At 73.0% G+C, this 25,446-nt stretch carries 27 protein-coding genes; 14 read left to right on the top strand and 13 right to left on the bottom strand.

Features of this window, described 5'->3' with window-relative positions; genetic code table 11:
• Positions 1–127 precede the first annotated feature (127 nt).
• Complete coding sequence (locus ACFY2B_RS06945) at positions 128–1,150, top strand: helix-turn-helix domain-containing protein (protein WP_390762102.1); 1,023 nt, start codon at positions 128–130, stop codon at positions 1,148–1,150.
• Positions 1,151–1,188: 38 nt separating this feature from the next.
• Here the strand turns inward: ACFY2B_RS06945 and ACFY2B_RS06940 are convergent, their stop codons facing one another.
• Both ACFY2B_RS06940 and ACFY2B_RS06935 read right to left on the bottom strand, forming a co-directional pair.
• Positions 1,189–2,274 carry a WD40/YVTN/BNR-like repeat-containing protein gene (locus ACFY2B_RS06940; protein WP_390762101.1) on the bottom strand — a complete coding sequence of 362 codons (1,086 nt, stop codon included), beginning with the start codon at positions 2,272–2,274 and terminating at the stop codon, positions 1,189–1,191.
• A 323-nt stretch (positions 2,275–2,597) separates the two neighbouring features.
• The gene (locus ACFY2B_RS06935; RefSeq protein WP_390762100.1) at positions 2,598–4,259 is read right to left on the bottom strand and encodes an acyl-CoA dehydrogenase family protein; all 1,662 of its coding nucleotides are present in this window, start codon (positions 4,257–4,259) and stop codon (positions 2,598–2,600) included.
• Positions 4,260–4,330: 71 nt separating this feature from the next.
• On the opposite strand from ACFY2B_RS06935, the gene ACFY2B_RS06930 reads away from it, so the two are divergent.
• Positions 4,331–5,089 carry a PaaX family transcriptional regulator C-terminal domain-containing protein gene (locus tag ACFY2B_RS06930; protein WP_390762099.1) on the top strand — a complete coding sequence of 253 codons (759 nt, stop codon included), beginning with the start codon at positions 4,331–4,333 and terminating at the stop codon, positions 5,087–5,089.
• A gap of 136 nt (positions 5,090–5,225) precedes the next feature.
• Here ACFY2B_RS06930 and ACFY2B_RS06925 read toward each other — a convergent pair whose 3' ends face one another.
• Entirely contained in the window at positions 5,226–6,305 is a 1,080-nt protein-coding gene (locus ACFY2B_RS06925) for an NADH:flavin oxidoreductase/NADH oxidase (protein ID WP_390762098.1), read from the bottom strand.
• Positions 6,306–6,428: 123 nt separating this feature from the next.
• Between ACFY2B_RS06925 and ACFY2B_RS06920 the strand changes: the two genes are divergently transcribed.
• Positions 6,429–6,785, top strand: a complete 357-nt coding sequence (locus ACFY2B_RS06920) for an ArsR/SmtB family transcription factor (RefSeq protein ID WP_390762097.1) — start codon at positions 6,429–6,431, stop codon at positions 6,783–6,785.
• 204 nt (positions 6,786–6,989) lie between these two features.
• On the opposite strand, the gene ACFY2B_RS06915 is transcribed toward ACFY2B_RS06920, so the two are convergent.
• Positions 6,990–8,336 (bottom strand): FAD-dependent oxidoreductase, encoded by a 1,347-nt coding sequence (locus ACFY2B_RS06915; RefSeq protein ID WP_390762096.1) that lies wholly within the window; start codon positions 8,334–8,336, stop codon positions 6,990–6,992.
• Between the two features lie 197 nt (positions 8,337–8,533).
• Between ACFY2B_RS06915 and ACFY2B_RS06910 the strand changes: the two genes are divergently transcribed.
• Entirely contained in the window at positions 8,534–9,001 is a 468-nt protein-coding gene (locus tag ACFY2B_RS06910; protein WP_390762095.1) for a DUF6214 family protein, read from the top strand.
• Between the two features lie 160 nt (positions 9,002–9,161).
• Here ACFY2B_RS06910 and ACFY2B_RS06905 read toward each other — a convergent pair whose 3' ends face one another.
• Positions 9,162–9,815, bottom strand: a complete 654-nt coding sequence (locus ACFY2B_RS06905; RefSeq protein ID WP_390762094.1) for a DUF305 domain-containing protein — start codon at positions 9,813–9,815, stop codon at positions 9,162–9,164.
• Positions 9,816–10,018: 203 nt separating this feature from the next.
• Between ACFY2B_RS06905 and ACFY2B_RS06900 the strand changes: the two genes are divergently transcribed.
• Positions 10,019–11,524: an LVIVD repeat-containing protein gene (locus ACFY2B_RS06900; protein WP_390762093.1), complete on the top strand. Its 1,506-nt coding sequence runs from the start codon at positions 10,019–10,021 to the stop codon at positions 11,522–11,524.
• Here the strand turns inward: ACFY2B_RS06900 and ACFY2B_RS06895 are convergent.
• A complete protein-coding gene (locus tag ACFY2B_RS06895) occupies positions 11,509–12,231 on the bottom strand; it encodes a TetR/AcrR family transcriptional regulator (protein ID WP_390762092.1) in 723 nt (240 codons plus the stop codon). The two genes, ACFY2B_RS06900 and ACFY2B_RS06895, sit on opposite strands and share 16 nt — an antisense overlap.
• A gap of 215 nt (positions 12,232–12,446) precedes the next feature.
• On the opposite strand from ACFY2B_RS06895, the gene ACFY2B_RS06890 reads away from it, so the two are divergent.
• Positions 12,447–12,695 carry a DUF2630 family protein gene (locus ACFY2B_RS06890; RefSeq protein WP_390762091.1) on the top strand — a complete coding sequence of 83 codons (249 nt, stop codon included), beginning with the start codon at positions 12,447–12,449 and terminating at the stop codon, positions 12,693–12,695.
• Here ACFY2B_RS06890 and ACFY2B_RS06885 read toward each other — a convergent pair.
• The 5 genes from ACFY2B_RS06885 to ACFY2B_RS06865 all read right to left on the bottom strand — a co-directional run bounded on the left by ACFY2B_RS06885 (position 12,683) and on the right by ACFY2B_RS06865 (position 16,699).
• On the bottom strand, positions 12,683–13,399 hold the full coding sequence (locus ACFY2B_RS06885; protein ID WP_390762090.1) for an HAD family hydrolase: 717 nt from the start codon (positions 13,397–13,399) through the stop codon (positions 12,683–12,685). The two genes, ACFY2B_RS06890 and ACFY2B_RS06885, sit on opposite strands and share 13 nt — an antisense overlap.
• 10 nt (positions 13,400–13,409) lie before the next feature.
• Complete coding sequence (locus ACFY2B_RS06880; protein WP_390762089.1) at positions 13,410–14,111, bottom strand: phosphatase PAP2 family protein; 702 nt, start codon at positions 14,109–14,111, stop codon at positions 13,410–13,412.
• Positions 14,112–14,155: 44 nt separating this feature from the next.
• Positions 14,156–15,091: a M56 family metallopeptidase gene (locus ACFY2B_RS06875; RefSeq protein WP_390762088.1), complete on the bottom strand. Its 936-nt coding sequence runs from the start codon at positions 15,089–15,091 to the stop codon at positions 14,156–14,158.
• 99 nt (positions 15,092–15,190) lie between these two features.
• The gene (locus tag ACFY2B_RS06870) at positions 15,191–15,736 is read right to left on the bottom strand and encodes a DUF5134 domain-containing protein (RefSeq protein WP_390762087.1); all 546 of its coding nucleotides are present in this window, start codon (positions 15,734–15,736) and stop codon (positions 15,191–15,193) included.
• Positions 15,737–16,306: 570 nt separating this feature from the next.
• The gene (locus ACFY2B_RS06865; RefSeq protein ID WP_376526879.1) at positions 16,307–16,699 is read right to left on the bottom strand and encodes a VOC family protein; all 393 of its coding nucleotides are present in this window, start codon (positions 16,697–16,699) and stop codon (positions 16,307–16,309) included.
• Positions 16,700–16,770: 71 nt separating this feature from the next.
• Here ACFY2B_RS06865 and ACFY2B_RS06860 point away from each other — a divergent pair, with 71 nt between their 5' ends.
• On the top strand, positions 16,771–17,310 hold the full coding sequence (locus tag ACFY2B_RS06860; RefSeq protein ID WP_390762086.1) for a GNAT family N-acetyltransferase: 540 nt from the start codon (positions 16,771–16,773) through the stop codon (positions 17,308–17,310).
• 3 nt (positions 17,311–17,313) lie between these two features.
• Here ACFY2B_RS06860 and ACFY2B_RS06855 read toward each other — a convergent pair whose 3' ends face one another.
• Positions 17,314–17,997: a glycerophosphodiester phosphodiesterase gene (locus tag ACFY2B_RS06855; protein WP_390762085.1), complete on the bottom strand. Its 684-nt coding sequence runs from the start codon at positions 17,995–17,997 to the stop codon at positions 17,314–17,316.
• Positions 17,998–18,415: 418 nt separating this feature from the next.
• On the opposite strand from ACFY2B_RS06855, the gene ACFY2B_RS06850 reads away from it, so the two are divergent.
• From ACFY2B_RS06850 to ACFY2B_RS06830, 5 genes are all read left to right on the top strand, one after another.
• Positions 18,416–19,813, top strand: coding sequence for a DUF6421 family protein (locus ACFY2B_RS06850; RefSeq protein ID WP_390762084.1), 1,398 nt, complete (start codon positions 18,416–18,418; stop codon positions 19,811–19,813).
• Positions 19,814–19,854: 41 nt separating this feature from the next.
• On the top strand, positions 19,855–20,607 hold the full coding sequence (locus ACFY2B_RS06845; RefSeq protein WP_390762083.1) for an SDR family NAD(P)-dependent oxidoreductase: 753 nt from the start codon (positions 19,855–19,857) through the stop codon (positions 20,605–20,607).
• Positions 20,604–21,683, top strand: a complete 1,080-nt coding sequence (locus tag ACFY2B_RS06840; RefSeq protein WP_390762082.1) for a threonine aldolase family protein — start codon at positions 20,604–20,606, stop codon at positions 21,681–21,683. Before ACFY2B_RS06845 ends, ACFY2B_RS06840 begins: the two co-directional genes overlap by 4 nt.
• A 117-nt stretch (positions 21,684–21,800) precedes the next feature.
• The gene (locus tag ACFY2B_RS06835; RefSeq protein WP_390762081.1) at positions 21,801–22,373 is read left to right on the top strand and encodes a transglutaminase domain-containing protein; all 573 of its coding nucleotides are present in this window, start codon (positions 21,801–21,803) and stop codon (positions 22,371–22,373) included.
• A 10-nt stretch (positions 22,374–22,383) separates the two neighbouring features.
• Complete coding sequence (locus ACFY2B_RS06830) at positions 22,384–23,100, top strand: B3/4 domain-containing protein (RefSeq protein WP_390762080.1); 717 nt, start codon at positions 22,384–22,386, stop codon at positions 23,098–23,100.
• A gap of 100 nt (positions 23,101–23,200) precedes the next feature.
• On the opposite strand, the gene ACFY2B_RS06825 is transcribed toward ACFY2B_RS06830, so the two are convergent.
• Positions 23,201–23,926: a lysophospholipid acyltransferase family protein gene (locus ACFY2B_RS06825; RefSeq protein ID WP_390762079.1), complete on the bottom strand. Its 726-nt coding sequence runs from the start codon at positions 23,924–23,926 to the stop codon at positions 23,201–23,203.
• A 376-nt stretch (positions 23,927–24,302) separates the two neighbouring features.
• Here ACFY2B_RS06825 and ACFY2B_RS06820 point away from each other — a divergent pair, with 376 nt between their 5' ends.
• Together ACFY2B_RS06820 and ACFY2B_RS06815 are read left to right on the top strand one after the other, a co-directional pair.
• Positions 24,303–24,719 carry a TlpA family protein disulfide reductase gene (locus ACFY2B_RS06820; RefSeq protein WP_390762078.1) on the top strand — a complete coding sequence of 139 codons (417 nt, stop codon included), beginning with the start codon at positions 24,303–24,305 and terminating at the stop codon, positions 24,717–24,719.
• A gap of 207 nt (positions 24,720–24,926) precedes the next feature.
• Positions 24,927–25,436 (top strand): flavin reductase family protein, encoded by a 510-nt coding sequence (locus tag ACFY2B_RS06815; RefSeq protein WP_390762077.1) that lies wholly within the window; start codon positions 24,927–24,929, stop codon positions 25,434–25,436.
• Positions 25,437–25,446 lie beyond the last annotated feature (10 nt).

The raw sequence follows: 25,446 nt of genomic DNA, 5'->3' as shown, positions 1-25,446 counted from the left end.
GGCGGCGGCCGAGCGGTCCGCCGTCCTCGCGGGGAAGAGGACGCTGTGACGACGGATGTCCGGTTACCTCCCCTGGTTGTCCTGATCCGCGTTTGTCGGACCGAACCGGATCCATGAGCATGTGATCGTGGGCGCAGACAGGGTGGGGGAGTCCGAGCTGTGTGCCGTGCGGGATGTGGCAGCGCTCGTCGGTCTGTTGCGCGAGCTGAAGCAGTGGTCCGGCCTGAGCCTGCGCGAGCTGGAGGAACGGGCCCGTGCGCAGGGCGAGTTCCTGGCCCGCAGCACGGTCAGCGACATGCTCCGCGGGAAGCACCCGCCTGCCCCCGGGACACTGGTGGCGTTCGTCCGCGCCTGCGGCGCACCGGAAACCGACGTCCGCTTCTGGCTGGCGGCTGCCCGACGGGCCGAGGAAGGGACCGGTGCGGGGGCGTCCGAGCCCGCGCCCGGTCCGTATCCCTCGGACATTGCTGAGGCGCGGCGGCCGACCGGCCTGCGGGCACCGGCCCTGACCGCCCTGCGGTTCGGCGGGCCGCGTCGCCGGCCCCGGTTGTGGATGCTGGCCGCGGCGGTGACGACGGGCCTGGTCGCCGTCGTCGTCCGGACGAACTCGCAGGCCGAGCCCCCTCCGCCCGCACCGAAGGCATCCCCCGAGGTGGCCGCGGTGGCCGAGGACTCCCCGCGGGGCTATGTGGAGATCCGCCCGGCCCGCACGCCCCAGCTGTGTCTCAGCGAGGGCCGGGACACCCGCGGCGAGTATGTGCACGCCGTCGCGGCGCAACTCCCCTGCGAGGAGGCCAGGCCGCCCCACACCTATCTCAGACCGGTCGACACCGCCGCGTCACGGACGCCGTACTTCATCGAGTGGCAGCACCCGGTGAACGGCCGGGGCTGCCTGACCCTGCGTCGTGAGGGGCCGGGCAAGGACCTGCTGGAACCCTGGCCGGCGAGGAGCTGCGACGCGACTCGCACCTATCAGCACTTCCGCATCGAGCCGGTCGGACCGGCCGACGCCCGCTTCCGCATCCGCCAGGAGGGCACCCGGCGCTGCGTGGGCCTGCGCGACGACGCCACCGAGACCGGGGCCGACGTCACGATGGAACCCTGTAGCGGGGCGACGGACCAGGAGTTCCTGATCAGGACGGCGGCCTGAGGACCGGCACGCACCGGTGCCGCTCCCCGGCCCCGGCCTCAGCCGACGACCGCGGCCCGTACGCACAGGACGTCCGGCAGATGGGAGGCCAACTGCTGCCAGCTGTCGCCGTCGTCGCCCGACGCGAACACCTCGCCGTTGCGGTTGCCGAAGTACACGCCCGCCGGGTCGCCGTCGTCGGTGCAGAGCGCGTCCCGCAGCACCGTTCCGTAGTGGTCCTCCGGCGGCAGGCCGGCCGTCAGCGGTTCCCAGCTCCGGCCCGCGTCCGCCGTGCGGAAGACCCGGCAGCGGCGGCCGGCGGGCACCCGGTCGGCGTCGGCGTTGATCGGGAAGACGTACGCCGTGCCGGAGCGGTGCGGATGGGCCGCCGCCGCGAAGCCGAAGGTGGACGGCAGTCCCTCGCCGATGTCCGTCCAGCGCGCGCCGGCGTCGTCGCTGCGGTACACCCCCCAGTGGTTCTGGAGGTACAGCCGGTCCGGGCTGCCCGCGTCCTGGGCGATCTTGTGCACGCACTGACCGAACTCGGGGTTGGGGTCCGGCAGGAACACCGCGGACACACCGGAGTTGGACGGCAGCCAGCTCGCGCCGCCGTCCGTGGTGCGGAACACACCGGCCGTGGAGACGGCGACGGTGACCGCCTTCGGGTCGCGCTGGTCGGTGAGGACGGTGTGCAGCCCCTCTCCGCCGCCGCCCGGCACCCACTGGCCGCGGGTGGGGTGTTCCCACAGGGGCCGGACCAGTTCGAAGCTCTCGCCGCGGTCCTCGGAGCGGTACAGCGCGGCCGGTTCCGTGCCCGCGTAGATCACGTCCGGCTCGGCGGCGGCCGGGTGCAACTGCCACACCCGCTCCAGCGAAGCCCCGGTGTCCTTGGGGAACTTGACGGCGGGCCGGGCGGGTTCGGTCCAGCTGCGGCCCAGGTCGTCGGAGTGGAACACGGAGGGGCCCCAGTGGGCGCTGTCGCCGCCGGCCAGCAGGCGAGGGGTGTCGCCGCGGGTGTCGATGGCGACCGAGTAGATCGCCTGTGCGTTGAAGCAGGGACTCTCGTCGAACTCCCAGGCGTCCCCTCGCCGCCGCCCGATGAACAGGCCCTTGCGGGTGCCCACGGCGAGCAGTACCTCGGTCATGCCGATCACCTCCGGGATGTCGTCGCATCGCGTCGTCGTACAGCTGGTCCTCGGACACCGGCCAGTGTGCACCCCGCCACTGACAGTCCTCCCCGATCCGACGGCATCGCAGGTCAGCGCGGTGTCGTCGGCCCGTCGGACGCGATGCCGCGAGAGCGGTTCCGGCCAGGCGGCCATGGGCCGGTGCCGTGCGGGCGGCCGTGGACCGGTCGGCGGCGGCCGTGGCCTCCGCGGCGCCGCCCAGGCCCCCGACGGCCCGCCGAACCGAACCGCCCGGGTGGACGCGACGGATGCGCCGGGCGCCGCCCGCGTTCCCGCGCCGGTCAGTCCCCGTCCGGCAGGGCGCGCTCCAGGATCGCGTCCAGTCCGGTTCCGCCGGGCAGCGTGCCGAACGAGTGGCCCCAGTCCCCGCCCAGCCGGGACGCGCAGAACGCGTCGGCGACCGCGGCCGGGGCGTGCCGGACCAGCAGCGACGCCTGGAGCGCCAGGGCCATCGACTCGACCAGCCGGCGGGCGCCCGCCTGGTCGGTCCCGGCGAGCCGGTCCTTGAGCCGGGCCACGGCCGCGTCCAGCCGGGCGTCCGCCCCGCGGGCCAGGGCCAGCTCGCCGAACAGGGCGTCCGCCGTGCCGGGCTCCCGGCCGAGCGCCCGCAGTACGTCGAGCGCGTTGACGTTCCCCGAGCCCTCCCAGATGGACAGCAGGGGAGCCTCCCGGTAGTGGCGCGGCATGCCCGATTCCTCGACGTAGCCGTTGCCGCCCAGGCACTCCAGGGCCTCCGCCGTGAAGGCCGGACCGCGTTTGGTGACCCAGTACTTGCCGACGGCGGTCGCGATCCGGCGGAACGCCTGCTCCCCGGCGTCCCCGCGCACCGCGCGGTCCGCCGCACCGGCCAGCCGCAGCGTGAGGGTCGTCGCGGCCTCCGACTCCAGCGCGAGATCGGCGAGGACGTTGCGCATCAGCGGCTGGTCGAGCAGCCGCGCGCCGAACGCGCCGCGGTGCCGCACGTGGTGCCCCGCCTCGACGAGGGTCTTGCGCATCAGGGTGGCCGACGACATCACGCAGTCGAGGCGGGTGCAGTTGACCATCTCGATGATCGTCTTGACACCGCGTCCCTCCGGGCCGACCAGCCAGGCGACGGTCTCGTCGAACTCCGGCTCGGAGGAGGCGTTGGAGCGGTTGCCCAGCTTGTCCTTCAGCCGCTGGATCCGGAACGTGTTGCGGCTGCCGTCCGGCAGCACGCGCGGCACCAGGAAGCAGGACAGGCCGCCCGGTGCCTGGGCGAGCACCAGGAAGACGTCGCACATCGGCGCCGACGTGAACCACTTGTGGCCGCGCAGTGTGTACACGCCGGGCTCGGCGGTGGGGGTGGCCGCGGTGGTGTTGGTCCGGACGTCGGAACCGCCCTGCTTCTCGGTCATGCCCATCCCGGCCAGCAGAGCGGGCTTCTCGGACGGGACGCGCAGCACCGGGTCGTACTCCCGGGCGGTCAGCAGCGGTTCGTAGACCTTGGCGAGGTCGGGCTGGGCGCGCAGCGCGGGGACGGCCGCGTACGTCATCGACGTCGGACAGCCGTGCCCGGCCTCGGTGTGCCCCCACACCAGCCCGCCCGCGGTGCGGGCGACATGGGCACCGGGCCGCTCGTCGGCCCATGCGGCGCCCGCCAGGCCCGCGCCGACCGCGACCCGCATCAGGTGGTGCCAGGCGGGGTGGAACTCGACCTCGTCGATCCGGTTGCCGTACCGGTCGTGGGTGCGCAGCCGCGGCTCGTACTGGTTGGCCAGCTCCCCCCACTCCTGGGCCTCGGCGCTGCCGGCCCGTCGGCCGAGCAGCCGGACGTCCTCCTCGGCCCAGCCCGCGCCCTCCCGGCGCAGCCCCTCCAGCAGGGCCGGGTCCTCGGCGGCGTCGTACGGGGCCAGGGGAGGGGGCTGGTTGGTGACGTCGTGGGTGGCGTGCCGCGGCGGGGTGGAGGCGGGTGTCGAGACCATGGACCCATGTTGCGCTTTTCATGCGGCTGTAGTAATAGTGCAATAAGAAGGCGCCCGTACAGTACGTGTCCATGCGGATGAACGTGTCGGAGTCGTCCGACGAGGTCTGTCTGAGGCCGCTGTCCGCCCGGTCGGTGGTGCTGAGCCTGCTGCTCGGCGTCCATCCGCCGCGGCTGCCGGTCAAGGACCTCGTACGGCTGGTGGAGCCCTTCGGAGTCGGCGGCTCCACCCTGCGGGCCGCGCTCAGCAGGATGGTGACCGCAGGTGACCTGAGACGCACGGATGCCGTCTACGGGCTCAGCGACCGGCTGCTGGCCCGTCAGCGCCGTCAGGACGACGCGCTGCGCCCCCGCACGCGCGCGTGGCGCGGCGACTGGGAGATGGTGGTGATCACGGCGACGGGCCGTGGCCCTGCCGAACGCGCCGAGCTGCGCGCCCGGCTCGCCGTCCTGCGGCTGGCCGAACTCCGTGAGGGCGTGTGGCTGCGGCCCGCCAACCTGGGCCGCCCGCTGCCGGAAGACCTGGACCAGGTGGCCCAGCGCTACACCGCCCGCCCCGACCGGCCCCCGCGCGACCTCGCCGTCGGGCTGTGGCCGCTCGACACCTGGGCCGCCACCGGCCGGGCCCTGCTCGCCCATGGGGCAGGTGCGGACCGTCCCGCCGACCGCCTCACCGGTTTCGCCGCGGTGGTGCGCCACCTGCTCACCGACCCCGTGCTGCCGGACGCCCTCCTGCCCGCCGACTGGCCGGGCCCCGCCCTGCGCGCCGCGTACGCGGACTACCAGCGGGAACTGACCGGCACCGTGCACGGGGCGGGGGCCGGGGCCTGAGAGCAGCGGGATTGCCAGGGCCCGAGGGCCGCGGGGGACCGCCGGGACCCGAGAGCCGCGCGGACGGCCGGTGACCGGCCATGACGCGGACCGGGGCGCCGGGCCGTCGGGGCGCCGGGCCGTCCGCCCGTCTCCGTCAGACGGACCGGTGGTACTGGTCGGGCACGTGCACGTCGCCGCCCAGCTCGCGCGCCGCGTGCCGGGCGAACGACGGGTCGCGCAGCAGCTCGCGGCCGAGCAGGACCGCATCCGCCTCGCCGTCCGAGAGGATCTTCTCGGCCTGCCGCGGCTCGGTGATCAGACCGACCGCGGCGGCCGGCACGCCCGCCTCGCGACGGACCCGCGCGGCGAAGGGGACCTGATAGCCGGGGCCGGTGGGGATGCGGACGCGGGCGGCGTTGCCGCCGGTGGACACGTCGACGAGGTCCACGCCATGGGTCTGGAGCTCGGCGGCGAAGCGGACCGTGTCGTCGGCGGTCCAGCCGCCGTCCTCCAGCCAGTCGGTCGCGGAGATGCGGAAGAACAGCGGCTTCCCGTCCGGCCACACCGCGCGCACGGCGTCGACGACTTCGAGGGCGAAACGGGTCCGGTTCTCGTACGAGCCGCCGTAGGCGTCGGTGCGGTGGTTCGAGTGCGGGGAGAGGAACTCGTTGATCAGGTAGCCGTGGGCGCCGTGGATCTCGGCGACCTCGAATCCGGCGGCCAGCGCGCGGCGGGCCGCCGCCACGAACTGGTCCACGATCTCACCGATCTGATCGGCCGACAGTTCGTCCGGCACGGGATGGCCGTCGGCGAAGGGGACCGGGCTCGGCGCCAGCGGCTGCCAGCCGTGGGCCTCGGGCCCGACGGGCGCGCCGCCCTTCCACGGCCGCTCCGTCGACGACTTCCGGCCGCCGTGCGCGAGCTGGATCCCGGCCACGGTGCCCTGCCCGGCGAGGAAGCGCGTGATCCGGCGGAACGCCGCCACCTGGGTGTCGTTCCAGATCCCCAGGTCGTACGGGGAGATCCGGCCCTCGGGGGAGATCGCGGTGGCCTCGGTGATGATCAGGCCGGTGCCGCCGGTCGCCCGCGCCGCGTAGTGGGCGAAGTGCCAGTCGTTCGGTGTGCCCGCCGCGGAGCCGTCCGGTTCCGCCGAGTACTGGCACATGGGTGCCATCCAGATCCGGTTGGGGAAGGTCGCTTCACGCAGGGTGAAGGGTTCGAAGAGGGCACTCACGGCGGGCTCCAATCGACGTCACGGGACCGGCGGTCGATTCGTACGATAGGCATCGTAGTATGGGAGGTGTCAAACTACGAAGAGTTTCGTACGATGGCGGCTCCAGGACGAAGGTGAGCCGTCGTGACAACTGCCTCCGTGACCAGCCGTGACCTGCCGCATCCGAAACGTGACGAGATCCGCATCGCGGGCGTGCTGCACGCGCTCGCCGACCCGCTGCGGCTGCGGATCGTGCAGCAGCTCGCCGCCGACGGAGGCGAGCTGCCCTGCTCCCACTTCGACGTGCCGGTCACCAAGTCGACCTCCACGCACCACTTCCGGGTGCTGCGCGAGAACGGGGTGATCCGGCAGGTCTACCGGGGCACGGCCAAGATGAACGGCCTGCGCAGGGACGATCTGGACGATCTTTTCCCCGGGCTGCTCGACTGCCTTCTCGCCGCCGCCGAGCGGCAGGCCGCGCGACTCGCCGCCGCGGGCTGAACCGCCCGCCCCGGGAAGGCGGTTGAACGGCGGGTTCGGCACGATCGCGGTCGGACCGCACACGGGACGGGCGTCGCCCCACCGCACACCAGGGGGTCGGCGGTGACCGGATGCGCCGGGTCGGCCGCCGGCGGCTGAACCTGCCGTCGAATGTCCGGGCCGTTGCCGCCGGGTGCCCTGCCCGCGGGGCGGCGGCCGGCCCCGCTACGGTGCCGCCGTGCGCGCCGCCGCGAGCAGCGAGTCCCAGTCGGCGAGCTTCACCACGTGCCGGCCGAGCCGCGCGCCCAGCTCCGCCTCGGCCCGCTCGATCGCCCGCCAGCCCGGCCACTCCACCGGCTCGACCCCCTCCGCCCGCAGTACCGCCGCGGGATCCCGCGGCACCTCCCGGCGCAGCAGCACCGGGGCGTCCGCGAGCAGGGACTCGACCGTCTCCTTGGCGCACGGGCGGTTGGTGCCGATGACCCCGGTCGGGCCGCGCTTGATCCAGCCGGCCACGTACTCGCCCTCCGACGGGACGCCCGCCCGGAGCACGCGGCCCCGCTCGTTCGGCACCGTCGCGCTCCGCGCGTCGAACGGCAGCCCCGCCAGCGGCACCCCGCGATAGCCGACCGACCGCAGCACCAGCTGCGCCTCGACGGTCTCGAACCGGCCGGTGCCCGTCACCCCGCCGTGGCCGTCCGGCGCGGTCCGCTCGAAACGCACCGCGGCCACCCGCCCGCCGTCGGCCAGCAGTTCCACAGGTCGCAGGAAGAAGCGCAGCCCGATCCTGCGCGCCGTGTCCCCGGGGCGCTGTGCCGCCCAGCCGCGCAGCACCTCCAGGTTGCGGCGCTGCGGCCCGGGCAGCCCGGACGGATCGTGGTACGCCGGATCCATGGCCAGTTCGGCGGGGTCCACGCCGATGCCGGTGCCGGGCAGGGCGCCCAGCTCGCGCAGTTCCTTCGTGGTGAAGCGGGCCTGCGAGGGGCCGCGCCGGCCCACCATGACGACCTCGGACACCCGGCTCGCCGCCAGCGTGGTCAACGCGTCCTGCGGCATGTCGGTCGGGCTCAGCTCCGCCCTGCCGCGGGAGAGCATCCGCGTGACATCCACCGCGACATTGCCCACGCCGATGACCACGGCCGACCGGGCGTCCCGCACGAAACCCGCGTCGACGGCGTCCGGATGGGCGCTGTACCAGGACACGAACTCGGTCGCCGACCAACTGCCGGGCAGGTCCTCGCCCGGAATGCCGAGGTGCCGGTCGGTGGCGGCTCCCACGCAGTAGACGACCGCGTGGTACAGCTCGCGCAGCCGCGGCACGCCCGGCCCGCCCGGGCCGCCGACCCGGATGCCGCCCAGGAACCGCACCCGGTCGTCCTCCAGGACCGTCCGCAGGTTCCCCTGGAGGGACTTGATCTTCTCGTGGTCGGGGGCCACCCCGTAGCGCACCAGGCCGTACGGGCAGGGCAGGCGGTCCAGGACGTCCACGAGCACATGGGCGTCCTGCTGGACCAGGTTCTGGGCGGTGTAGCACCCGCTCGGCCCGGAACCGACGACGGCGACACGCAGCACGGCGGACTCCTAACCCTGGGGGCGCAGGGGGCGCTGGTGGCTCCAGCATCGCACTGCCGGGGGTCGGCTGACAGGGTGCGACGGGGTGACAGGCGCGCGTGTCTGTTGCCAACGGTATGTGATCATGGGGTTACGTTGCGTGTGTGCTAGAAGCATCCTTTCTTAATCTTTCCGGTCGTTGCGCGGCGGACGGCACGGTGTCCGTGGGGCCGGCCTGGGAAGTGCGGGAGGACGAGGGCGCCGCGTCGTGGTTCACCGTCCGGCTGGCGTTCGCCGACGGCGCCCGGATCGACGTGCTCGCCGTGGTCTGCGAGGCGTGCGTCTTCTTCGAGGACGTCCGGGCCCGGCCCGCGCTGTCCCCGGACGACCTGACAGTGCTGGCCGACTGGATCGAGGAGCCGTTGCTGGCGGCGTGCGGCCTCGGCACGGATTCCCGGGTGGGTGACGGGACCCCGGCCGGGGCGCGGCGGGCCCGCCCGGCCTGGCCGCGCGGCACCGAGGGGTGCCGGCGGGCCGCGTGCGTGTACCGGACCGCCCAGGAGGAGGGCCGGGACCCGGTCCTCGCAGTGATGTCCGCGACCGGCTACGGCCGCCGCCAGTCGCTCGCGCTGATCGGACAGGCCCGGGAGACGGGCCTCCTGACCCCGCGTCACGCACGGCGCTGACCGGCCGCGGGCGCCCTGCCGCCGAGGGCGCCCGCTGCCCGTCACGCCTGGCGCCCCCTGCGGGCGCGGGCGGCGCGCGGTTCCGCTCGCCCGCGGGGCAGGTCCGCCGTGGCGGGCGCCGGTTGCTGATGCCGTGTCACCGCCCCGCCGCAGCCGGGCGTCACTGCATGTCCTGCATTCGTGCGATCTCACTCGTCTGCTGGGCGACCACGTCGTCCGCCATCTCCTCGATCCGGATGTTGTTGCCCTGCGCCTTCACGTCGGTGGCCATGGTGATCGCGCCCTGGTGATGGGTGATCATCAGCGTCAGGAACATCGCGTCGAACGCCTTGCCCCGGGCCGCGCGCAACTCCTTCAGCTGCGCCTCGGTCGCCATCCCGGGCATCCCGGCGTGGTCGTGCTCCGCGGGCCGCGCGTCCTTGCCGTACGACACGAGCCAGTCCCGCATGGCGGTGATCTCCGGACCCTGGGCCGCGGCGATCCGCTCGGCGAGCCCCTTGACCTGGGAGGAGCGGGCGCGGTCCGGGACGAGTTCGGTCATCTCCAGGGCCTGGGAGTGGTGCTGGATCATCATCCGCGCGTAGTCGACGTCCGCCGAGTTGGGCGAGTCGTCCTCGGCGCGCTGCTCGGCGGCGTCCGCGGCGGACAGGGTGTGGTTCTCCCCGCCCGGCTCGCCGGGCACGATCACCGGCGGCCCGCCGGCCGCGGGCGGCTTCGGGTCCGGCCCGGAGTCGCAGCCGGCCAGTCCGAGCACGGCGGCCGCGGCCAGTGCGGCCGTGACGAGGGACGCGCGGAACGCTCGGCGGTGGGGCACGACGACCTCCGGTGGCAGGCGGGGCGGGTGATTGCCGGTCGGCACCTGGAGGGTGCCGAGGAACGTGTTAGCACGCTTCCGCGCGTGACTGATCAAAAACCTTCATGACGACTTCGTTGCCCACTATTGATATGTGCATGATGAAGACGATACTTCGAGGGTGCGTGACCCGTTCCGACGTGAACGGAACTAGGGAGGAAACAGTGATCCTGTTGAATGATCCCCGAACGCGGCGCAGACGTCTGGGCATTGCCGCGGCGGCCGCGGGACTGCTCGCGGCACTGCTGACGGCCCAGCCGGCCGTCGCGACCCCCGACCCGGGGGACGGCGCGGCCACGCGGGACGACGTGTCCGCGAGCGTCCGGGCCGACGTGCGGGACGCCATCTCCACCGGAGAGATACCCGCCCAGGACGAGGTCGTCCACTCCGCCAACATCGACCATCTGGTCAACGTCCCCAAGGACGCGCTCCCCGGGACGAACTCGGACCTCGCCTTCCAGGGCAAGTACGCCTTCGCCGGCAACTACGACGGCTTCCGCGTCTTCGACATCAGCAACCCGAAGGCGCCGAAGACGGTCGCCCAGGTGCTGTGCCCGGGCTCGCAGAACGACGTCTCGGTCTCCGGCGACCTGCTCTTCCTGTCCACCGACTCCTCGCGCAGCGACAGCAGTTGCCACAGCACCACCCAGCCCGCGACCGAGAAGTCCTCGTGGGAGGGCATGAAGGTCTTCGACATCAGCGACAAGAAGAACCCGAAGTACGTCGCCGCCGTCGAGACCGCCTGCGGCTCGCACACCCACTCGCTGGTGCCCGAGCGCAAGAACGTCTACATCTACGTCTCCTCGTACTCGCCGAGCGCCACCTACCCCGACTGCCAGCCGCCGCACGACGGCATCTCCGTCATCAAGGTGCCGCGCAGCCACCCCGAGAAGGCGGCGGTCGTCGGCTTCCCGGTCCTCTTCCCCGGTGACGGCCCCGACGGCGGCGGCAACCCGGGTGCGCCCACCAACCCGGGCGTGTCCAAGACCACCGGCTGCCACGACATCACGGTGCTGCCCTCCCTGGACCTGGCGGCCGGCGCCTGCATGGGCGACGGCATCCTGTTCTCGGTCAAGGACCCGGAGCACCCGAAGGTCATCGACCGCGTGCAGGACAATGTGAACTTCGCGTTCTGGCACTCGGCGACCTTCAACCAGACCGCCGACAAGGTGGTGTTCACCGACGAGCTGGGCGGTGGCGGCGCGGCCACCTGCAACGCCGCGATCGGCCCGAACCGCGGCGCGGACGGCATCTACGACATCGTCGGCAAGGGCGATGACCGCAAGCTGGTCTTCCGCGGCTACTACAAGATCCCGCGCCACCAGGCGGACACCGAGAACTGCGTTGCCCACAACGGCTCGCTGATCCCGGTGAAGGGCAAGGACATCATGGTCCAGGCCTGGTACCAGGGCGGTGTCTCCGTCTGGGACTTCACCGACTCGACGAAGCCGAAGGAGATCGCCTACTTCGAGCGCGGCCCGCTGACCACCGACACCCTCACGGTCGGCGGCTCGTGGTCGGCGTACTACTACAACGGCTACATCTACTCGAACGACATCGCCAAGGGCTTCGACGTGCTGAAGCTCAGCGACCGGCGCACGGACCAGGCGAGCCGGATCCGCCTGGGCGAACTCAACGTCCAGACACAGCCGGACTACTTCGACCGCTGAGCCTGATCCGGCGGACCGGACCGGCCGGAGCCGTCGGACCGGTCCACCGGTTCCGCGCCGGTGGCGAAGAACCGTGACAGGTCCGATGCGCACCTCCCGCCGGACACCCCCGCGGTGTCCGGCGGGACGCCCATCTCCCAGTCCAGCCGGTAGCGTTCGAACAACTCGGCCCGCAGCACCGGGACCTGCATCGGCACCCCCGGCACCAGCGCCGCGTACACCGCGCCCATGAGCAATGCGCGCAGCATCGGGTAGTCGGCGCCGATGTCCTCGGAGCCGCACCGGTCGACGGTGTCGCTCAGCAGCTCGGACAGGCGCCGCTGCTCGGGGCACTGCACGAAGCCCTCGGCCTGCAATAGGCCCGCCATGTGCTGGCGCATCAGCCTGGGCCGGTCGCGTGCCAGGCCCAGGATCGCGTCGATGGCCCGCGCCAGTCGCTCCGGGCCGTCCTCGGTGTGCGGCTCGGACTCCAGCGCCTCCTCCAGCGTGCGGTGCATCAGCCGGTGCACGGCCGACTGCACGAGCTGGCGCTTGCCGGGGAAGTAGTACGACACCAGTCCGCGGGCCGAGCCCGCCCGGTCCGCGATGGCGCCCAGGGTGGTGGCTTCAAAACCGTGCTCGTCGACCAGCTCGACCGCGGCCTGCAGAAGCCGTTCCCGGGAACGCCGTCGCAACTCTTCGTTGACCGAGGCGCTGCGCGGGGACATGCTGAAAACTCCTGTGTTGACTGGCTGCCAGCCAACTATACTCAAGCCATCGGGCCCGGCCGTTGAGCGGGTCTGTTGAGGGCTGCCGTCCGTCCGGGGCGACACGGGGGATCGCCTCGGCGGGCGGCCGGCACGCCCCACCCGCACCCCTGTCGCACAGCGGCCCACCCGTCCCTACAGTGAGCACGGGAAGCGAGCCGAGGAGGCGGGCGGAGATGGAACAGGACCAGCGGATCCTGGCCAGGATCACGGAGATGGTGGAGGACGAGCACAAGCTGCGGGAGGCGCTCGCGTCGGGCGACTCCGACGGTGCCAGTGAGCGGCAGCGGCTCGGTGAACTGGAGCGCGAACTCGACCGGTGCTGGGATCTGCTGCGGCAGCGCCGGGCCAAGTCCGAGTTCGGCGAGAACCCCGACGACGCGCGGGCGCGCCCCGCGTCCCAGGTCGAGGACTACCGGGGCTGAACCGGCCGGCCGGGCGGGCCCACCAGGTCGAGCACCGGCCGCAGCCCGTCCGGCCGCTCGGCCGCCGGCAGGTGGTCCACGAAGTGCACCCGGCAGCCCAGCGCCGCCGCACCGCCGTCCGCGGACCGGCTGTCGCCCACCATCAGCACCTCCTGCGGCGCGGCCCCGAGCGCGTCGCAGGCCACGGAGAACAACCGCGGGTCCGGCTTCTGCACGCCGTACTCGTACGACAGGACGTACGTGTCCACGTACGCGTCGAGGCCGTGCGCGCGGAACACCGGGCGCAGATCCCAGCCGATGTTGCTGACCACGCCGACCGGGACACCGCGCTCGCGCAGGCCGCGCAGCACCTCGGCGGCGTCCGGGTACGGGGACCAGGCGTCCGGGGACATGTGCCGCTCGTACAGCGCGTCGTGCAGGTCCGGGTCGGGCAGCGGTACGCGGCGGGACAGGCCCGTGTACGCCGCCCGGTGCAGCTCCGCGCTCTCGTCCCGCACGGCCCACACCCCGGCCAGGTCCGCGGGCACCCGCTGCGGGGACGCGCCGCCCGGCAGCGCGCCCGCCGCCTCCAGCGCGTGCGCCGTCCCGGTCAGCTCCGGCTCGGGCAGCGTCAGGGCCGCCTCGGCGAGGACGGCCCGCAGCCAGGACTCGGTGGACTCGACGCGGAACAGGGTCCCGGAGAAGTCGAACAGCACAGCAGCCATGCGCCGGACTCTACCGGTGCGCGGCGCGCGGCCCGCCGCCCCGCTCCAGGCCCCTGCCGTACCCGAGCACCGCGAGCGCCACGACGAGTGCCCCGATCAGCCAGCCGCCCAGCACGTCCGAGGGCCAGTGGACACCGAGCCACACCCGGGTCAGCCCGGCGCCGAGCACACAGACCACGGCCACCGTGACGGCGGCCCGCCACTGGGCGCGGCCCGCACCCAGGTGGCGGAGCAGCCACAGCAGGAGGCCGCAGACCACGGTGGCGGTCATGGCGTGCCCGGACGGGAAGGCCGCGTAGTGCGCGGAGTCGACGGGGTCCGGCCAGCGAGGGCGCGGACGGCCGACGGCGGCCTTCAGGGACTGCTGCACCGCCGTGCCGAGCGCACAGGCCACGGCCAGCCACAGCGCCGTCCACCAGGCCCGGCGGCGCCACACCAGCCACCCGGCCGCCGCCGCGCACACCAGTCGCATCGTCAGCGGGTCGAAGACCCAGTCCGTGAGGATCCGCGCGGCGCGGGTGGGACCGTGCTCGGCGACCGCCCAGCGGTGCGTGGTGCGGGCCACGGCGCCGTCCAGCCGGAGAAGGGGGTGCCACTCCACGGCGACCAGGACGAGGAGCAGGGTGGAACAGACCGCGAGGGCCAGGGCGACGCGGGCGGCGCCGCCCTGTCCCGGTGGGCGGCACGAGGAGTCGGCGGATGCGCGGCGCATGGGCCGATCATCGCGGATGCACGGAGCGGGCGGGCGGCGCGGGGTCAGCTGAGTGCCCGCAGTCCCGGCAGCAGCGCCACCAGTACCGGAATCGCGGGCACCAGCGCCGCCGCGGCCGTCAGTCGCAGACGGCGCATCGCGGTCAGCCGGTCCGGTGGTGCCAGCAACCGGTGCACGCGCTGCGGGACATGGGCCAGCGGGGCGGGACCGGGGCCGAACACGCCGCGGTCCTCGTTGAGTTCGACGAGGGCCAGCGCGGTGGTGAGCCGGCCGAAGCGACGGGAGGCCACGTCGTCGGCGGCCAGTTCGACCAGCCGGTGCATCTCGTCGCGGAACGCGCCGAACACCGGAACCTGCGGGAACCCGCCCGCCAGCGCGGCCGAGCAGTGCAGCAGCCAGTGGTGCCGGGCCTGCGCATGCCCCTGTTCGTGGGCCAGCAGGGCGTCCAGCTGCTGCCCCTTCAGACGGCGCAAGGCGGCTGTGGTGACGACGAGTTGGGAGGCCGGGCCGGGCAGCCACCAGGCGTCGGGCCGCTCGCCCTCCAGTACCACGAGCCGGCCGGCCGACGGCTCCTCGCCGGGCAGCAGCGGGGCGCGCACCAGGAGTTCGGCCCGTCGCCTGCGCCGCCGCGTCCCGGCCCGTGCCACCTCGCGGACCAGCATCGCCGCGCTCCACAGGCCCGCGCCGGCCAGGGCCACGGCGGTCGTGGCCGGCCAGGGACCGGCCGTGCCGAACGGGTACGCGTCGACGACCGCACGCGGCGCCGAGGCGAAGACGTGCCCGTGCACCGCCTGCCAGGCGGCCGCCGCGCTGAGCGTCATCGACAGCGCGCAACAGAGCAGCACCCCCGCGACGACGCACTGCCACATCCACAGGGCGACCACCGGTTCCCGGTCCGGCCAGTCCGCGCGCGCGAGCAGCCTCGGGGCGACGACGGCGGTCAGGGCGCCGAGCAGCAACAGTGCCGCGGGGACCATCATGGTCAGCACCCTATGAGCGGGGCACCCTCCGGGGTACGGTCGGTCGCGGCAAAGTGACGCAGACAACGTCCGCGACCAGCGCGCCACCCGGGCCCCGGGTCACAGCGTGAGCAGCATCGCGACCATCCCGATGCCCATGGACAGCCGGCAGGCCAGCGCCAGCTCCGGCCGGTCGCCCCAGCCGGGCCCGCCGCCCGCCGCCGCGGCGACCGGGGCCAGCCGGACGCCCGCCAGCAGCACGTACCCGGTGAAGTAGAGGAGCAGTACCCCGGTCACCAGGGGGATCCCGGCGCCGCCGTGCCCGTGGTGCGGGGCGCCCGGTGAGAGGGCCATCGCGGCCGCCATGTAGACCATCGCGGCGGTGCCCACCACATGGTGCAGATGGTGCGGTCGGCCGCGCGCCACCCACAGGGCGTGCAGCCCGGCCGCGCCGAACACGGCCGCGTACAGCGGCCACGCCCAGGACGGAGGGGTGTACACCGTGGCGGGCACGGCCATGGCCGCCATGCCGAAGCCCATGAGCGCCTCGCCGCCCGCGGAGCGCCGCTGTTCCGCCACGACGCTGCGCATCCGCACCAGGCAGTAGACGCCGGTGATCGCGCACAGCGCGACCAGCAGCCAGCCGGGTGAAGCCGGTCCGTGCACGCGCGCCTCCCGGTTTCCCCGTCACCAGTTCCCCGTTGCCAGTTCCGCGCTCCATGGGGCCTCGCTGGTTGCGATGCCCGGGACATGAGGCGCGCACGCGAGCGCAAGGATGTACACGGGGAGCACTCGGCGGAGCACGGTCGGCGAGGTGCGCCTTTTCCGGGGTGGCCGCCGGGCCGTCCGGCGGCGGCGGGCCGTGTCCGCCGAGCGGTTCGACGCCGTACGCCCGCTGCGGGCGTTCCTCGACCGGCACCGCACACCGGCACCGCACACCGGCACCGCACACCGGCCACCGGCACCGGCCCGGACGCCGGACGCCGATACGGCTGGTGCCTCCGGGCCGGGCCCTCGCCAGGCGCCGTAAGTGCCGCCCGGCCACGGCCCGCCGAACGGCGCGCAGGCACCGGGGACGGCCCGGCGTCCCGCCGGCCGCACCGGTGCCGGCCGGCGAACGCGCAGCCATGCCGGGCACAAGGGCGCCGACCGGGTGGATCGGCCGCCGGTACCCGGGCTTTCAGCCGGTGGCACCGGGCGGCCGGGGTGCGGGGCGGCCGGTCGGCAGCCCGGTGCCTAGATCCCCGGCCGGTACCGCAGCGGATGGTCGGCCGGTACCTCGACCAGGGCGATTCCGATGCCGTCCGGGTCGGTGATCCACATCTCGATCAGCCCCCACGGCTCCCGCACCGGCGGACGCGCGATCTCGACGCCCTTCGCGCGCAGCTCCGCGTGTGCCGCCTCCGCGTCCTCGACCTGGAGCCACAGCTGCGGGGCCGCGGACGGCGAGGTCCGGGACCGGCCGGAGACCTCCAGGAAGCCGCCGCCGAGGAAGTAGACCGTCCCGCGCTCGGGCCCGGTGCCGAACTCGCGGTAGACGGGGAGACCGAGCTGTTCGCCGTAGAAGACCCTGGAGCGCTCGGGGTCGGTGGGCCGCAGAAGTGTCCGGCTGCTGAGTACATGCACCATGCGCCAGCACCCTAATGGCAGCGTTACCCTCGTCCGTGCCGAGCCGCGCCTCAGATCGGAGACACCTGCCCATGGACACCGCCACCACCGGACTCGTCTTCCGCGACGCCACCGACGCCGATGTGGACACGCTGGTCGCACTGGTCGAATCGGCGTACCGCGGGGACAGCAGCCGGGTCGGCTGGACCACCGAGGCCGACATCCTCCAAGGGCAGCGGACCGATCCGGAGGGTGTGCTGAAGGTGATCAAGTCGCCCGACAGCAAGCTGCTGACGGTCTGGCGGCAGGACCAGGTGGTCGCCTGCTGCCAGCTGGAGCACCGCGGCGACCACGCCTACTTCGGCATGTTCGCGGTCAGCCCCACGCTCCAGGGCACGGGCGTCGGCAAGCTGGTCATCGCGGAGGCGGAGCGGCGGGCCCGCGAGACCTGGGCCGTCACCGAGATGCACATGACAGTGATCTCCGTGCGGGCGGACCTCATCGCCTTCTACGAGCGGCGCGGCTACCGCCGTACGGGACGGATGACGCCGTTCCCGTACGGCGACGAGCGCTTCGGCATCCCGCAGCGCGACGACCTCCAGTTCGAGCTGCTGGTCAAGGAACTCGGCTGACCGTCACGCCGTGAACCGGCCGGTCCGCTTGATCTGCGGGTAGTCGGTCGTCGCGCCGTCCAGCTCCAGGGCCCGCACCAGCCGCAGGTGCTCCTGCGTGTTCACCACCCAGCCGATGATCCTCAGGTCCGCCCTGCGGGCGTGCTCGACGACCTCCAGCGTGAGCCGCCGGATGTCGAGGCAGAGGGTCGCGGCCCCGGCCGTGACGGCGCGTTCCACGACGTCCGTGCCGTAGCGGCCGGCCACGAGCGCGGTGCGCACGCCCGGCACCAGCCGCGCGATCTCGGTGATCGCCTCGTCGTGGAACGAGGACACCTCGACCCGGGAGACCAGGTCCCGGCGCGTCAACACCTCGGCCAGCGCGCGGGCCGCCGCCACATCCTTGATCTCGACCTGCAGCGGCGCCTTCACGGCGTCCAGCACCTCCTCGAAGACCGGAACCCGCTCGCCGCGGCCCGCGTCGAGCGCGCGCAGCTCGGCGAGGGTCTTCTCGGCGATCGGGCCGGTGCCGTCGGTCGTGCGGTCCACCTCCGCGTCGTGCATGACGACGAGGGCACCGTCCTTGCTCAGGTGCAGATCGAGTTCGATGACATCGAGGCCGGCCTGCTGGGCGGCGACGAAGGAACGGAGGGTGTTCTCGGGCTCCACACCCATGACTCCGCGGTGACCGATGGTAAGGAGGTTCAAGGTTCGACTCGCTTTCCGTCGACGGCGGCTCGGCACACGCGCGGACCGGACGGACCCCATCGTCCACGCGGCGGAATCGCAGCCTAACCGCCGCATGGGCCGTTGAACCCGCGCGTACACGGGGGATTGGGGTGACGGGCGGGGCGGTTCCGCGCCCGAGCCGCCGATTGGCGGTCACCCCGGCGTGGGCGAGTCCCCCACGGGGTTGACCGGCCGGATCCGCACCCCGCCCGACACGCTCCGTCGACCGGATGTCCGCCCGCTGTGAAGAGAAAGTGAGCGTCGTCGTGGTTGACGACAGGAAAAACAGCGGTGGCCCCGCGGTGCGACAGGATAATTTCCCGAAGGCCCCCTTGCTAGGGGAAAGGCTGGATGCATACGGTGTCCTTACGCGAGGTTCTCCCGTGGAGGATGGAAGATGACGGAAATTCTTGTGCAGGTGGGTGCGGAGGGGAAGGTTCCTCCGGTGGCCAGGGTGATCGAGCACCCGGCGTGGCCCGTGCTCAAGGATGCCGTGGAAGAGATCCGGCCATGGCAGTCCAAGGACGGGTCGATCGACTTCGACGCGGAGGACGCACCGGACCGGACCGAGGCCGAGCAGGCCGTCGACCGGATGATCGACGCCGTCGGGCGGCTGGCCCCGCTGCTGCCGCACGACGCGGCCTATCACCGGGCGCTCGCCCAGGACCTGCGCCGCTGGGCCGACGACGGCTTCCGGGTCCCCGACTTCCTCGACTCGCTGCTCGCCTTCCAGCCTGCGGCGCAGCGCGCGGACGGCCTCCAGCACCTGGTCGTCTTCCCGATGTACACGCAGAACGGCAACCCGGACCGCAACCTGGAGGCGGTCGTGCTGCGCATGGTCTGGCCCGACTGGCTGGCCGAACTGGAGCGCACCCGCTACGACAACCCGCTGTTCTGCGGCATCACCTTCGAGGACTTCACGGCGGGCTACGACACCAACTCGGCCGTGCTCTTCCCCGAGACCATCGCCGTGCGGGAAGCGCCGGAACGATTCTCCTGGGGTGGCATCTTCTGCGACCGCGAGGCCGCCCGCTTCCGCCGGGTGACCGCCGCGGCCGTCGACGTGCTGGGCCTTGAGCTGCCCGACGACGTAGCCGCGCTGGTGGGCGACCAGAAGCGCTGCGAGGCGGCCTTCGTGCTGTGGGACATGGTGCACGACCGCACCCACAGCCACGGCGACCTGCCGTTCGACCCGTTCATGATCAAGCAGCGGCAGCCGTTCTGGATGTACGGCCTCGAAGAACTGCGCTGCGACCTCACCGCCTTCAAGGAGGCCGTGAAGCTCGCGGCCGACGGCGTGCCGCAGGCCCGGGACGTGCAGTACGCGGTCCTGTTCGACCGCATGTTCCGCTTCCCGGTCACCGGCGAGCGCGTGCGCAACTACGACGGGCTCGGCGGCCAGCTCCTCTTCGCCTATCTGCACCGGCACGACGTCGTCCGCTGGACCGACAACAGGCTCTCCATCGACTGGGAACGGGCTCCGCAGGTCACCAACCGGCTGTGCGCCGAGATCGAGAAGCTCTACCGCGACGGCATCGACCGCCCCAAGCTGGTCCACTGGTTCGCCGGCTACGAGCTCGTCGCCGCCTACCTCGCCCCGCACCCGGGCTCCAGGTGGGCCAAGGGCCCGGACGCCCTCGATCTGAGCCAGCCGCCGCGCAAGCTCGTGGACGATGTGCTTCCGGACGAGTTTCCGCTGAGCATGTTCTATGAGGCACTGTCCAAGAAACTCAAGAAGGTGATCGCCTCCACTCGGGGCATCACGGCGGACAGCGCCGAGCGGGTCGCCGCGTGAGCGGCCGTACGACAGACGCTCGGCAGGCTCAGGAGGCGACGATGGGGAACGGGAACGGGGCACTGAGCGGTGCGGTCATCGCGGTGGCGGGCGCGGGCGGACCCGCCGGCCGGGCGACGCTGCGCAGGCTCGCCGAGGCCGGGGCGACGGTGGTCGGCGCGGACAACGATCCGCAACGGCTGTTCGAGGCCGTGGACGCGGCCCGCTACGCCTCCGGTGGCGCCACCGTCACCGGGGACACGGTGGACCTGCTCGACCTGCGGTCCACCCGCGAGTGGGCCACCCACATCGAGAAGGACTTCGGCCGGATCGACGGACTCGTGCACCTGGTCGGCGGCTGGCGGGGCAGTGAGACCTTCACCAAGACCAGCCTCGACGACTGGGACTTCCTCGAACTGCTGCTCATCCGCACGGTGCAGCACACCACCCTCGCCTTCCACGAGGCGCTGCAGCGCAGCGAGCGCGGCCGGTACGTGCTGATCAGCGCCGCCGGTGCGAGCCGGCCCACCGCGGGCAACGCGGCCTACGCCGCCGCCAAGGCCGCCGCCGAGGCATGGACGCTGGCCCTGGCCGACTACTTCCGCAAGGCCGGGGGCGCCGAGGGGCCGACCTCGGCGGCTGCGATCCTGGTGGTGAAGGCACTGGTGCACGACGCGATGCGCGCCGACCGCCCCAACGCGAAGTTCGCGGGCTTCACGGACGTCGGGGACCTGGCCGAGGCCATCGCCGAGGTCTGGAGCAAGCCCGCCGCAGAAGTGAACGGACACCATCTGTGGCTGACCGAGAAGCCATGAACCCGCCCAGGACCGACGCCCGCCGCCACCACGACCCGCAGGTCCGGGGTTTCGCCAGCGACAACTACGCCGGAGCCCACCCCGAGGTGCTCGCCGCCCTGGCCCTGGCCAACGGCGGCCACCAGGTCGCCTACGGCGAGGACGCCTACACCGAGCACCTCCAGCGGATCGTCCGCAGCCACTTCGGGGCCACGGCGGAGGCGTTCCCGGTCTTCAACGGCACCGGCGCGAACGTGGTCGCGCTCCAGGCGGTCACCGACCGCTGGGGCTCGGTGATCTGCGCCGAGAGCGCGCACATCAACACGGACGAGGGCGGCGCCCCCGAGCGGATGGCCGGTCTCAAGCTGCTCACCGTGCCCACGCCGGACGGCAAGCTCACGCCGGAGCTGATCGACCGGCAGGCGTACGGCTGGGAGGACGAGCACCGGGCGATGCCGCAGGTGGTCTCGATCAGCCAGAGCACGGAACTGGGCACCGTCTACACGCCCGGCGAGATCCGCGCGATCTGCGAGCACGCCCATGCGCACGGCATGACGGTGCACGTGGACGGCTCACGGCTGGGCAACGCGGCGGCCTCCCTGGACATGCCCATGCGGTCCTTCACCAACGCCGTCGGCGTCGACATCCTCTCCCTGGGCGGGACGAAGAACGGCGCGTTGTTCGGCGAGGCGGTCGTCGTCGTCAACCAGGACGCCGTGCGCCGTATGAAGCACATCCGCAAGATGTCCATGCAGTTGGCCTCCAAGATGCGGTTCGTCTCGGTGCAGTTGGAGGCACTGCTGGCCAAGGACCTGTGGCTGCGCAACGCGCGGCACGCCAACGAGATGGCCCAGCGGCTCGCCGAGGGCGTGCGCGCGGTGCACGGCGTGGAGATCTGTTACCCGGTGCAGGCCAACGGTGTCTTCGCCCGGCTCCCGCACGACGTGGGCGAGCGGTTGCAGAAGCGGTTCCGGTTCTACTTCTGGGACGAGGCGGCGGGCGTGGTGCGCTGGATGTGCGCCTTCGACACCACCGAGGAGGACGTGGACGCGTTCGTGGCGGCGGTCAAGGAGGAGATGGCGCACGCGCACCGGTAGGCAGTGGGCCGCGGCGCCAGGCCCCTGGCACCGAGGCCACATCGCACTGTGCATAGATATGCGGTCACCTGAAAAGTCATTGACTGTTGGGTGATCGCATTCCTATGCTCTACGGGCATGGAGCTGATCCAGAACACCCCTGACCTGTCCGCCTATCTGGCCGCGGACGAGGCCATCGACCATGATCACCCGGTGGTGCGCGAGACGGCCGCCCGGCTGGCGGCGAAGGTCGCGGACTCGTATGCCTATGCGCGAGCCGCCTTCGAGTTCGTCCGGGACGCGGTTCCGCACTCGCAGGACTCCGGGGATCCGCGGGTCACCTGGCGCGCCTCCGACGTGCTCGCGCTGCGGACCGGCATCTGCTACGCGAAGGCCCACGCGCTGGCCGCGCTGCTGCGGGCCGAGGACATCCCCACGGCGTTGTGCTACCAGAAGCTCGACGTGGTGCACGGACTGGTCGCCGTCCGGTTCAACGGGGCGTGGCACCGGCAGGATCCGCGCGGCAACAAGCCCGGTGTCGACGCGCGGTTCTCCCTGGACGGCGAACGGCTGGCCTGGACGCCCGACCCGGAGTCCAATGAGATGGACTATCCGGTCCTGTATGCTGAACCTCACCCGGCCGTGCTGCGTGCCCTGCGGGCCGCCCAGGACCGGCCCGGCCTCTGGAAGACGCTCCCCACCGCACTCTGAGGTGAGACAGATGCCCCGCACCCTCACCGTGTCCGACGAGGTGCGCGCCCTCGCACCCGGCTTCACCCATGTCGTGATCGAGGCGCACGGCCTCAGGGGCGGGCCCAGCACCGAGGCGAGTTCGGCGCTGCTCGACGACGCCACCCGCAGGCTCGTCGGCCGCCTGGCCGGGCGCGCCCCGCACGAGGACCCGCACATGGCGGCCTGGCGCGGAGTGTACACGGCGTTCGGCGCCAAGCCGTCCCGCACCCGCAACTCGGCGGAGGCGCTGGCGAAGCGAGCCCTGTCGGAGTCCGGGCTGCCCCGGATCAATCTCCTCGTCGACGTCTACAACGCCGTCAGCGTCGCCCGTCTGATCCCCGTCGGCGGCGAGGACGCCGACCGCGTCGAGGGCGCCATGCGGCTCGTGCGCGCCACGGGCGACGAGGACTTCGTGACCGTCGCCGGGGGCGAGGAGACCGTCGAGCACCCCGCCCCGGGCGAAGTGGTGTGGCGCGACGACACGGGCGTGACGTGCCGCCGCTGGAACTGGCGCCAGGGCCCGCGCACCCGGCTCACCGAGGCGACGGCCTCCGGTGTCTTCTTGCTGGAGGGCCTGGCCCCGATGCCGGTCGCCGACGTCGAACGGGCCGCGGCCGAACTCGCCGAACTCCTGGAGAAGTTCAGCCCCGGCGCCCGGATCTCCGTCGGCGCCCCCGAGTCCGCCGACGGCCGGGCGCGCCGCTGACCGGCGTGTCCCGGCGGTCCGCCGGCCGGTACGACGTGCGGCCGGGGCGACCGCGCCGCGGAGGCCGCTCCGGCACTCCGCGGCGGGGCGGCGGCAGGCGTCAGTGTGCCTCGGCGGCGCGCAACTCCTCCTGCGTCGGGGCCGTGCCGCCCAGATGGGCCGGCAGCCACCAGTAGTCGTGGGTGCCCTTGGGACCTCCCGGGTAGGCGCGCTGGGCGGAGTCCAGGAGGTCCTGGACCCGCCCGCGCAGCCGGCGGGTGATCGCGCCCGCGTACTGGTCGCGAGGGGCTTCGACGGTCTCGCCCACCCGGACGGTGACCGGGAGGTGACTGCGTCTGAAGTTGCGCGGGTGCCCCTTGGTCCACAGCCGCTGCGTCCCCCACACGGCCATCGGGATCAGCGGGACGCCCGCCTCCTGGGCGAGCCGCGCGGCACCCGACTTGAAGCTCTTGAGTGTGAAGGACTGCGAGATGGTGGCCTCCGGGAACACCCCGACGACCTCGCCGGACCGCAGCGAGTCCAGCGCGTGCTCGTACGCCGCCTCGCCCTGTCCGCGGTCCACCGGGATGTGCTTCATCCCGCGCATCAGCGGCCCGGAGACCCGGTGGCGGAAGACGGACTCCTTCGCCATGAAACGCACGAGCCGCTTCTGCGGCAGTGCCGCCAGCCCGTTGAAGATGAAGTCCAGGTAACTGATGTGATTGCTCACCAGGACGGCGCCGCCCGAGCGCGGGATGTTCTCCGAACCCTTGCAGTCGATCCTGAGGTCCCAGACCTTGAACATCGTCTTGGCGAAACCGATGACGGGACGGTAGACCAGCTCCATGGGCGGGACGGACCCTTCCTGCTCAGCCTGGGAAGGCACTCCCGGCGGACAAGTTACGCAGCCGTAGGTTTACGGCGCATCGCAGATCGTGCCCGAAGAACGGACGGGGAGCCAGCCTCGGCACCCCGACGCGGCGAGATACTCGTCACGTCGGCCCAGCGGTCGCACCGGCCCGTCACGCTCCCCTCCGCCCGGCACGCACACCGGCCCGCCGCGGCAGCCGGAACAACTCGCCCCCGGGCAGTGGCCGAACGCCGCGTCCGGGAAGGCGACGGCGAGCGCGGAGCCGGTGGCCGCAAGCCCCGGCCGGCCCGCGCCCGGCAGCGTTCCGCGGCGGAAACAGGTGCGGGGACCGGGAATCTTTGCGGTCGCGCGAATGCTCTTGTGCCAGAGGACCGGGCCGGCGGCGCGTGCCGCGGCGAGCGGCCACGGAGGGCCGCGCCGGCGGCGGAGTGGGAGGACAGGGGTGCGCGGACGGGACGAGGACAGGCGGCTCGGGGAGGCCGAGCTGGGCGGCGAACTCGGGGCGCGGGCCACGCTCGTACAGTTCTCCACCGCCTTCTGCGCGCCCTGCCGGGCGACCCGGCGGGTCCTCGGCGAGGTGGCGGGCCTGGTCCCCGGGGTCGCCCATGTGGAGATCGACGCCGAGGCCCGGCTGGACCTCGTGAGGGAACTCGGCATCCGGAGAACCCCCACCGTGCTGGTCCTCGACGCGGCCGGCCGCGTGGTGCGGCGGGCCGCGGGACAACCGCGCAAGGCAGATGTCATCGCGGCGCTGGGGGAGGCGGTGTGACGTGCTGCCCGTGACGGCGAGACAGCTCCCGGATGCCGGAACCTACTTGACTGTGCGCGCCACCTATCGTCACTCTGACCCCATGCGCAGGGAACTCCTTCTCTTCGGACGGGCCCACGTCGACCTGTCCCGTACCGCGAGTGCGCGCTGTCCGGGCCGTTGAGCAGCAACGGACCCGCTCGTCACCTCACCGAGAAGGACACCTTCATGACGGCCACGCCCGGTCTCGGCACTTCCCGGCCCGCCTCCACCGACCTGTTGCGCTCCGCCTTCCGACGGCACGCCGCGGGGGTCGCGGTGATCACCGCCCGCGGCGCCCTGGGGCCGGCGGGCTTCACCGCCACCTCCCTCACCTCCGTATCGGCCGAACCCCCGCTGCTCTCCTTCGGCATCGGCGTCGGCGCCTCCAGCTGGCCCGCGATGTCCGAGGCCGGCCATGTCGGCGTCCACATACTCGGCGAGCACCAGCGCGAGCTGGCCGCGACCTTCGCCCGCAGCGGCGCCGACCGGTTCGGCGCGCCCACCGCCTGGCGCGAGGGGCCGGAAGGCGTACCGGTGCTCGGCGGAGTGCTCGCCTGGCTGGTGTGCCGGGTCGTCGAGCGGGTCCCGGCCGGCGACCACCGCATCGTGCTCGCCGAGGTCGTGCTCGGCGACCCCGCCGGCGCGGGCCGCCCCCTCCTCTACCACGAGGGCGGCTTCCGTGCGCTGAGGGACTGAGCACGCTCCC

Origin of the sequence: Streptomyces sp. NPDC001270 (assembly GCF_042896695.1) — a bacterium.
Lineage (GTDB): Bacteria > Actinomycetota > Actinomycetes > Streptomycetales > Streptomycetaceae > Streptomyces.
The sequence above is the reverse complement of the archived record's forward strand: the minus strand, read 5'-3'. Positions and strand labels throughout refer to the sequence as shown.

Bases quoted from the DNA above. Each gene is read 5' to 3' on its own strand.
- ACFY2B_RS06845 (WP_390762083.1), top strand. From the start codon at position 19,855: ATGGGGAACGGGAACGGGGCACTGAGCGGTGCGGTCATCGCGGTGGCG.
- ACFY2B_RS06820 (WP_390762078.1), top strand. From the start codon at position 24,303: ATGCTCTTGTGCCAGAGGACCGGGCCGGCGGCGCGTGCCGCGGCGAGC.
- ACFY2B_RS06825 (WP_390762079.1), bottom strand. From the start codon at position 23,926: ATGGAGCTGGTCTACCGTCCCGTCATCGGTTTCGCCAAGACGATGTTC.
- ACFY2B_RS06815 (WP_390762077.1), top strand. From the start codon at position 24,927: ATGACGGCCACGCCCGGTCTCGGCACTTCCCGGCCCGCCTCCACCGAC.
- ACFY2B_RS06890 (WP_390762091.1), top strand. From the start codon at position 12,447: ATGGAACAGGACCAGCGGATCCTGGCCAGGATCACGGAGATGGTGGAG.
- ACFY2B_RS06835 (WP_390762081.1), top strand. From the start codon at position 21,801: ATGGAGCTGATCCAGAACACCCCTGACCTGTCCGCCTATCTGGCCGCG.
- ACFY2B_RS06940 (WP_390762101.1), bottom strand. From the start codon at position 2,274: ATGACCGAGGTACTGCTCGCCGTGGGCACCCGCAAGGGCCTGTTCATC.
- ACFY2B_RS06840 (WP_390762082.1), top strand. From the start codon at position 20,604: ATGAACCCGCCCAGGACCGACGCCCGCCGCCACCACGACCCGCAGGTC.
- ACFY2B_RS06935 (WP_390762100.1), bottom strand. From the start codon at position 4,259: ATGGTCTCGACACCCGCCTCCACCCCGCCGCGGCACGCCACCCACGAC.
- ACFY2B_RS06875 (WP_390762088.1), bottom strand. From the start codon at position 15,091: ATGATGGTCCCCGCGGCACTGTTGCTGCTCGGCGCCCTGACCGCCGTC.
- ACFY2B_RS06895 (WP_390762092.1), bottom strand. From the start codon at position 12,231: ATGTCCCCGCGCAGCGCCTCGGTCAACGAAGAGTTGCGACGGCGTTCC.
- ACFY2B_RS06850 (WP_390762084.1), top strand. From the start codon at position 18,416: ATGACGGAAATTCTTGTGCAGGTGGGTGCGGAGGGGAAGGTTCCTCCG.
- ACFY2B_RS06885 (WP_390762090.1), bottom strand. From the start codon at position 13,399: ATGGCTGCTGTGCTGTTCGACTTCTCCGGGACCCTGTTCCGCGTCGAG.
- ACFY2B_RS06830 (WP_390762080.1), top strand. From the start codon at position 22,384: ATGCCCCGCACCCTCACCGTGTCCGACGAGGTGCGCGCCCTCGCACCC.
- ACFY2B_RS06860 (WP_390762086.1), top strand. From the start codon at position 16,771: ATGGACACCGCCACCACCGGACTCGTCTTCCGCGACGCCACCGACGCC.
- ACFY2B_RS06865 (WP_376526879.1), bottom strand. From the start codon at position 16,699: ATGGTGCATGTACTCAGCAGCCGGACACTTCTGCGGCCCACCGACCCC.
- ACFY2B_RS06930 (WP_390762099.1), top strand. From the start codon at position 4,331: ATGCGGATGAACGTGTCGGAGTCGTCCGACGAGGTCTGTCTGAGGCCG.
- ACFY2B_RS06880 (WP_390762089.1), bottom strand. From the start codon at position 14,111: ATGCGCCGCGCATCCGCCGACTCCTCGTGCCGCCCACCGGGACAGGGC.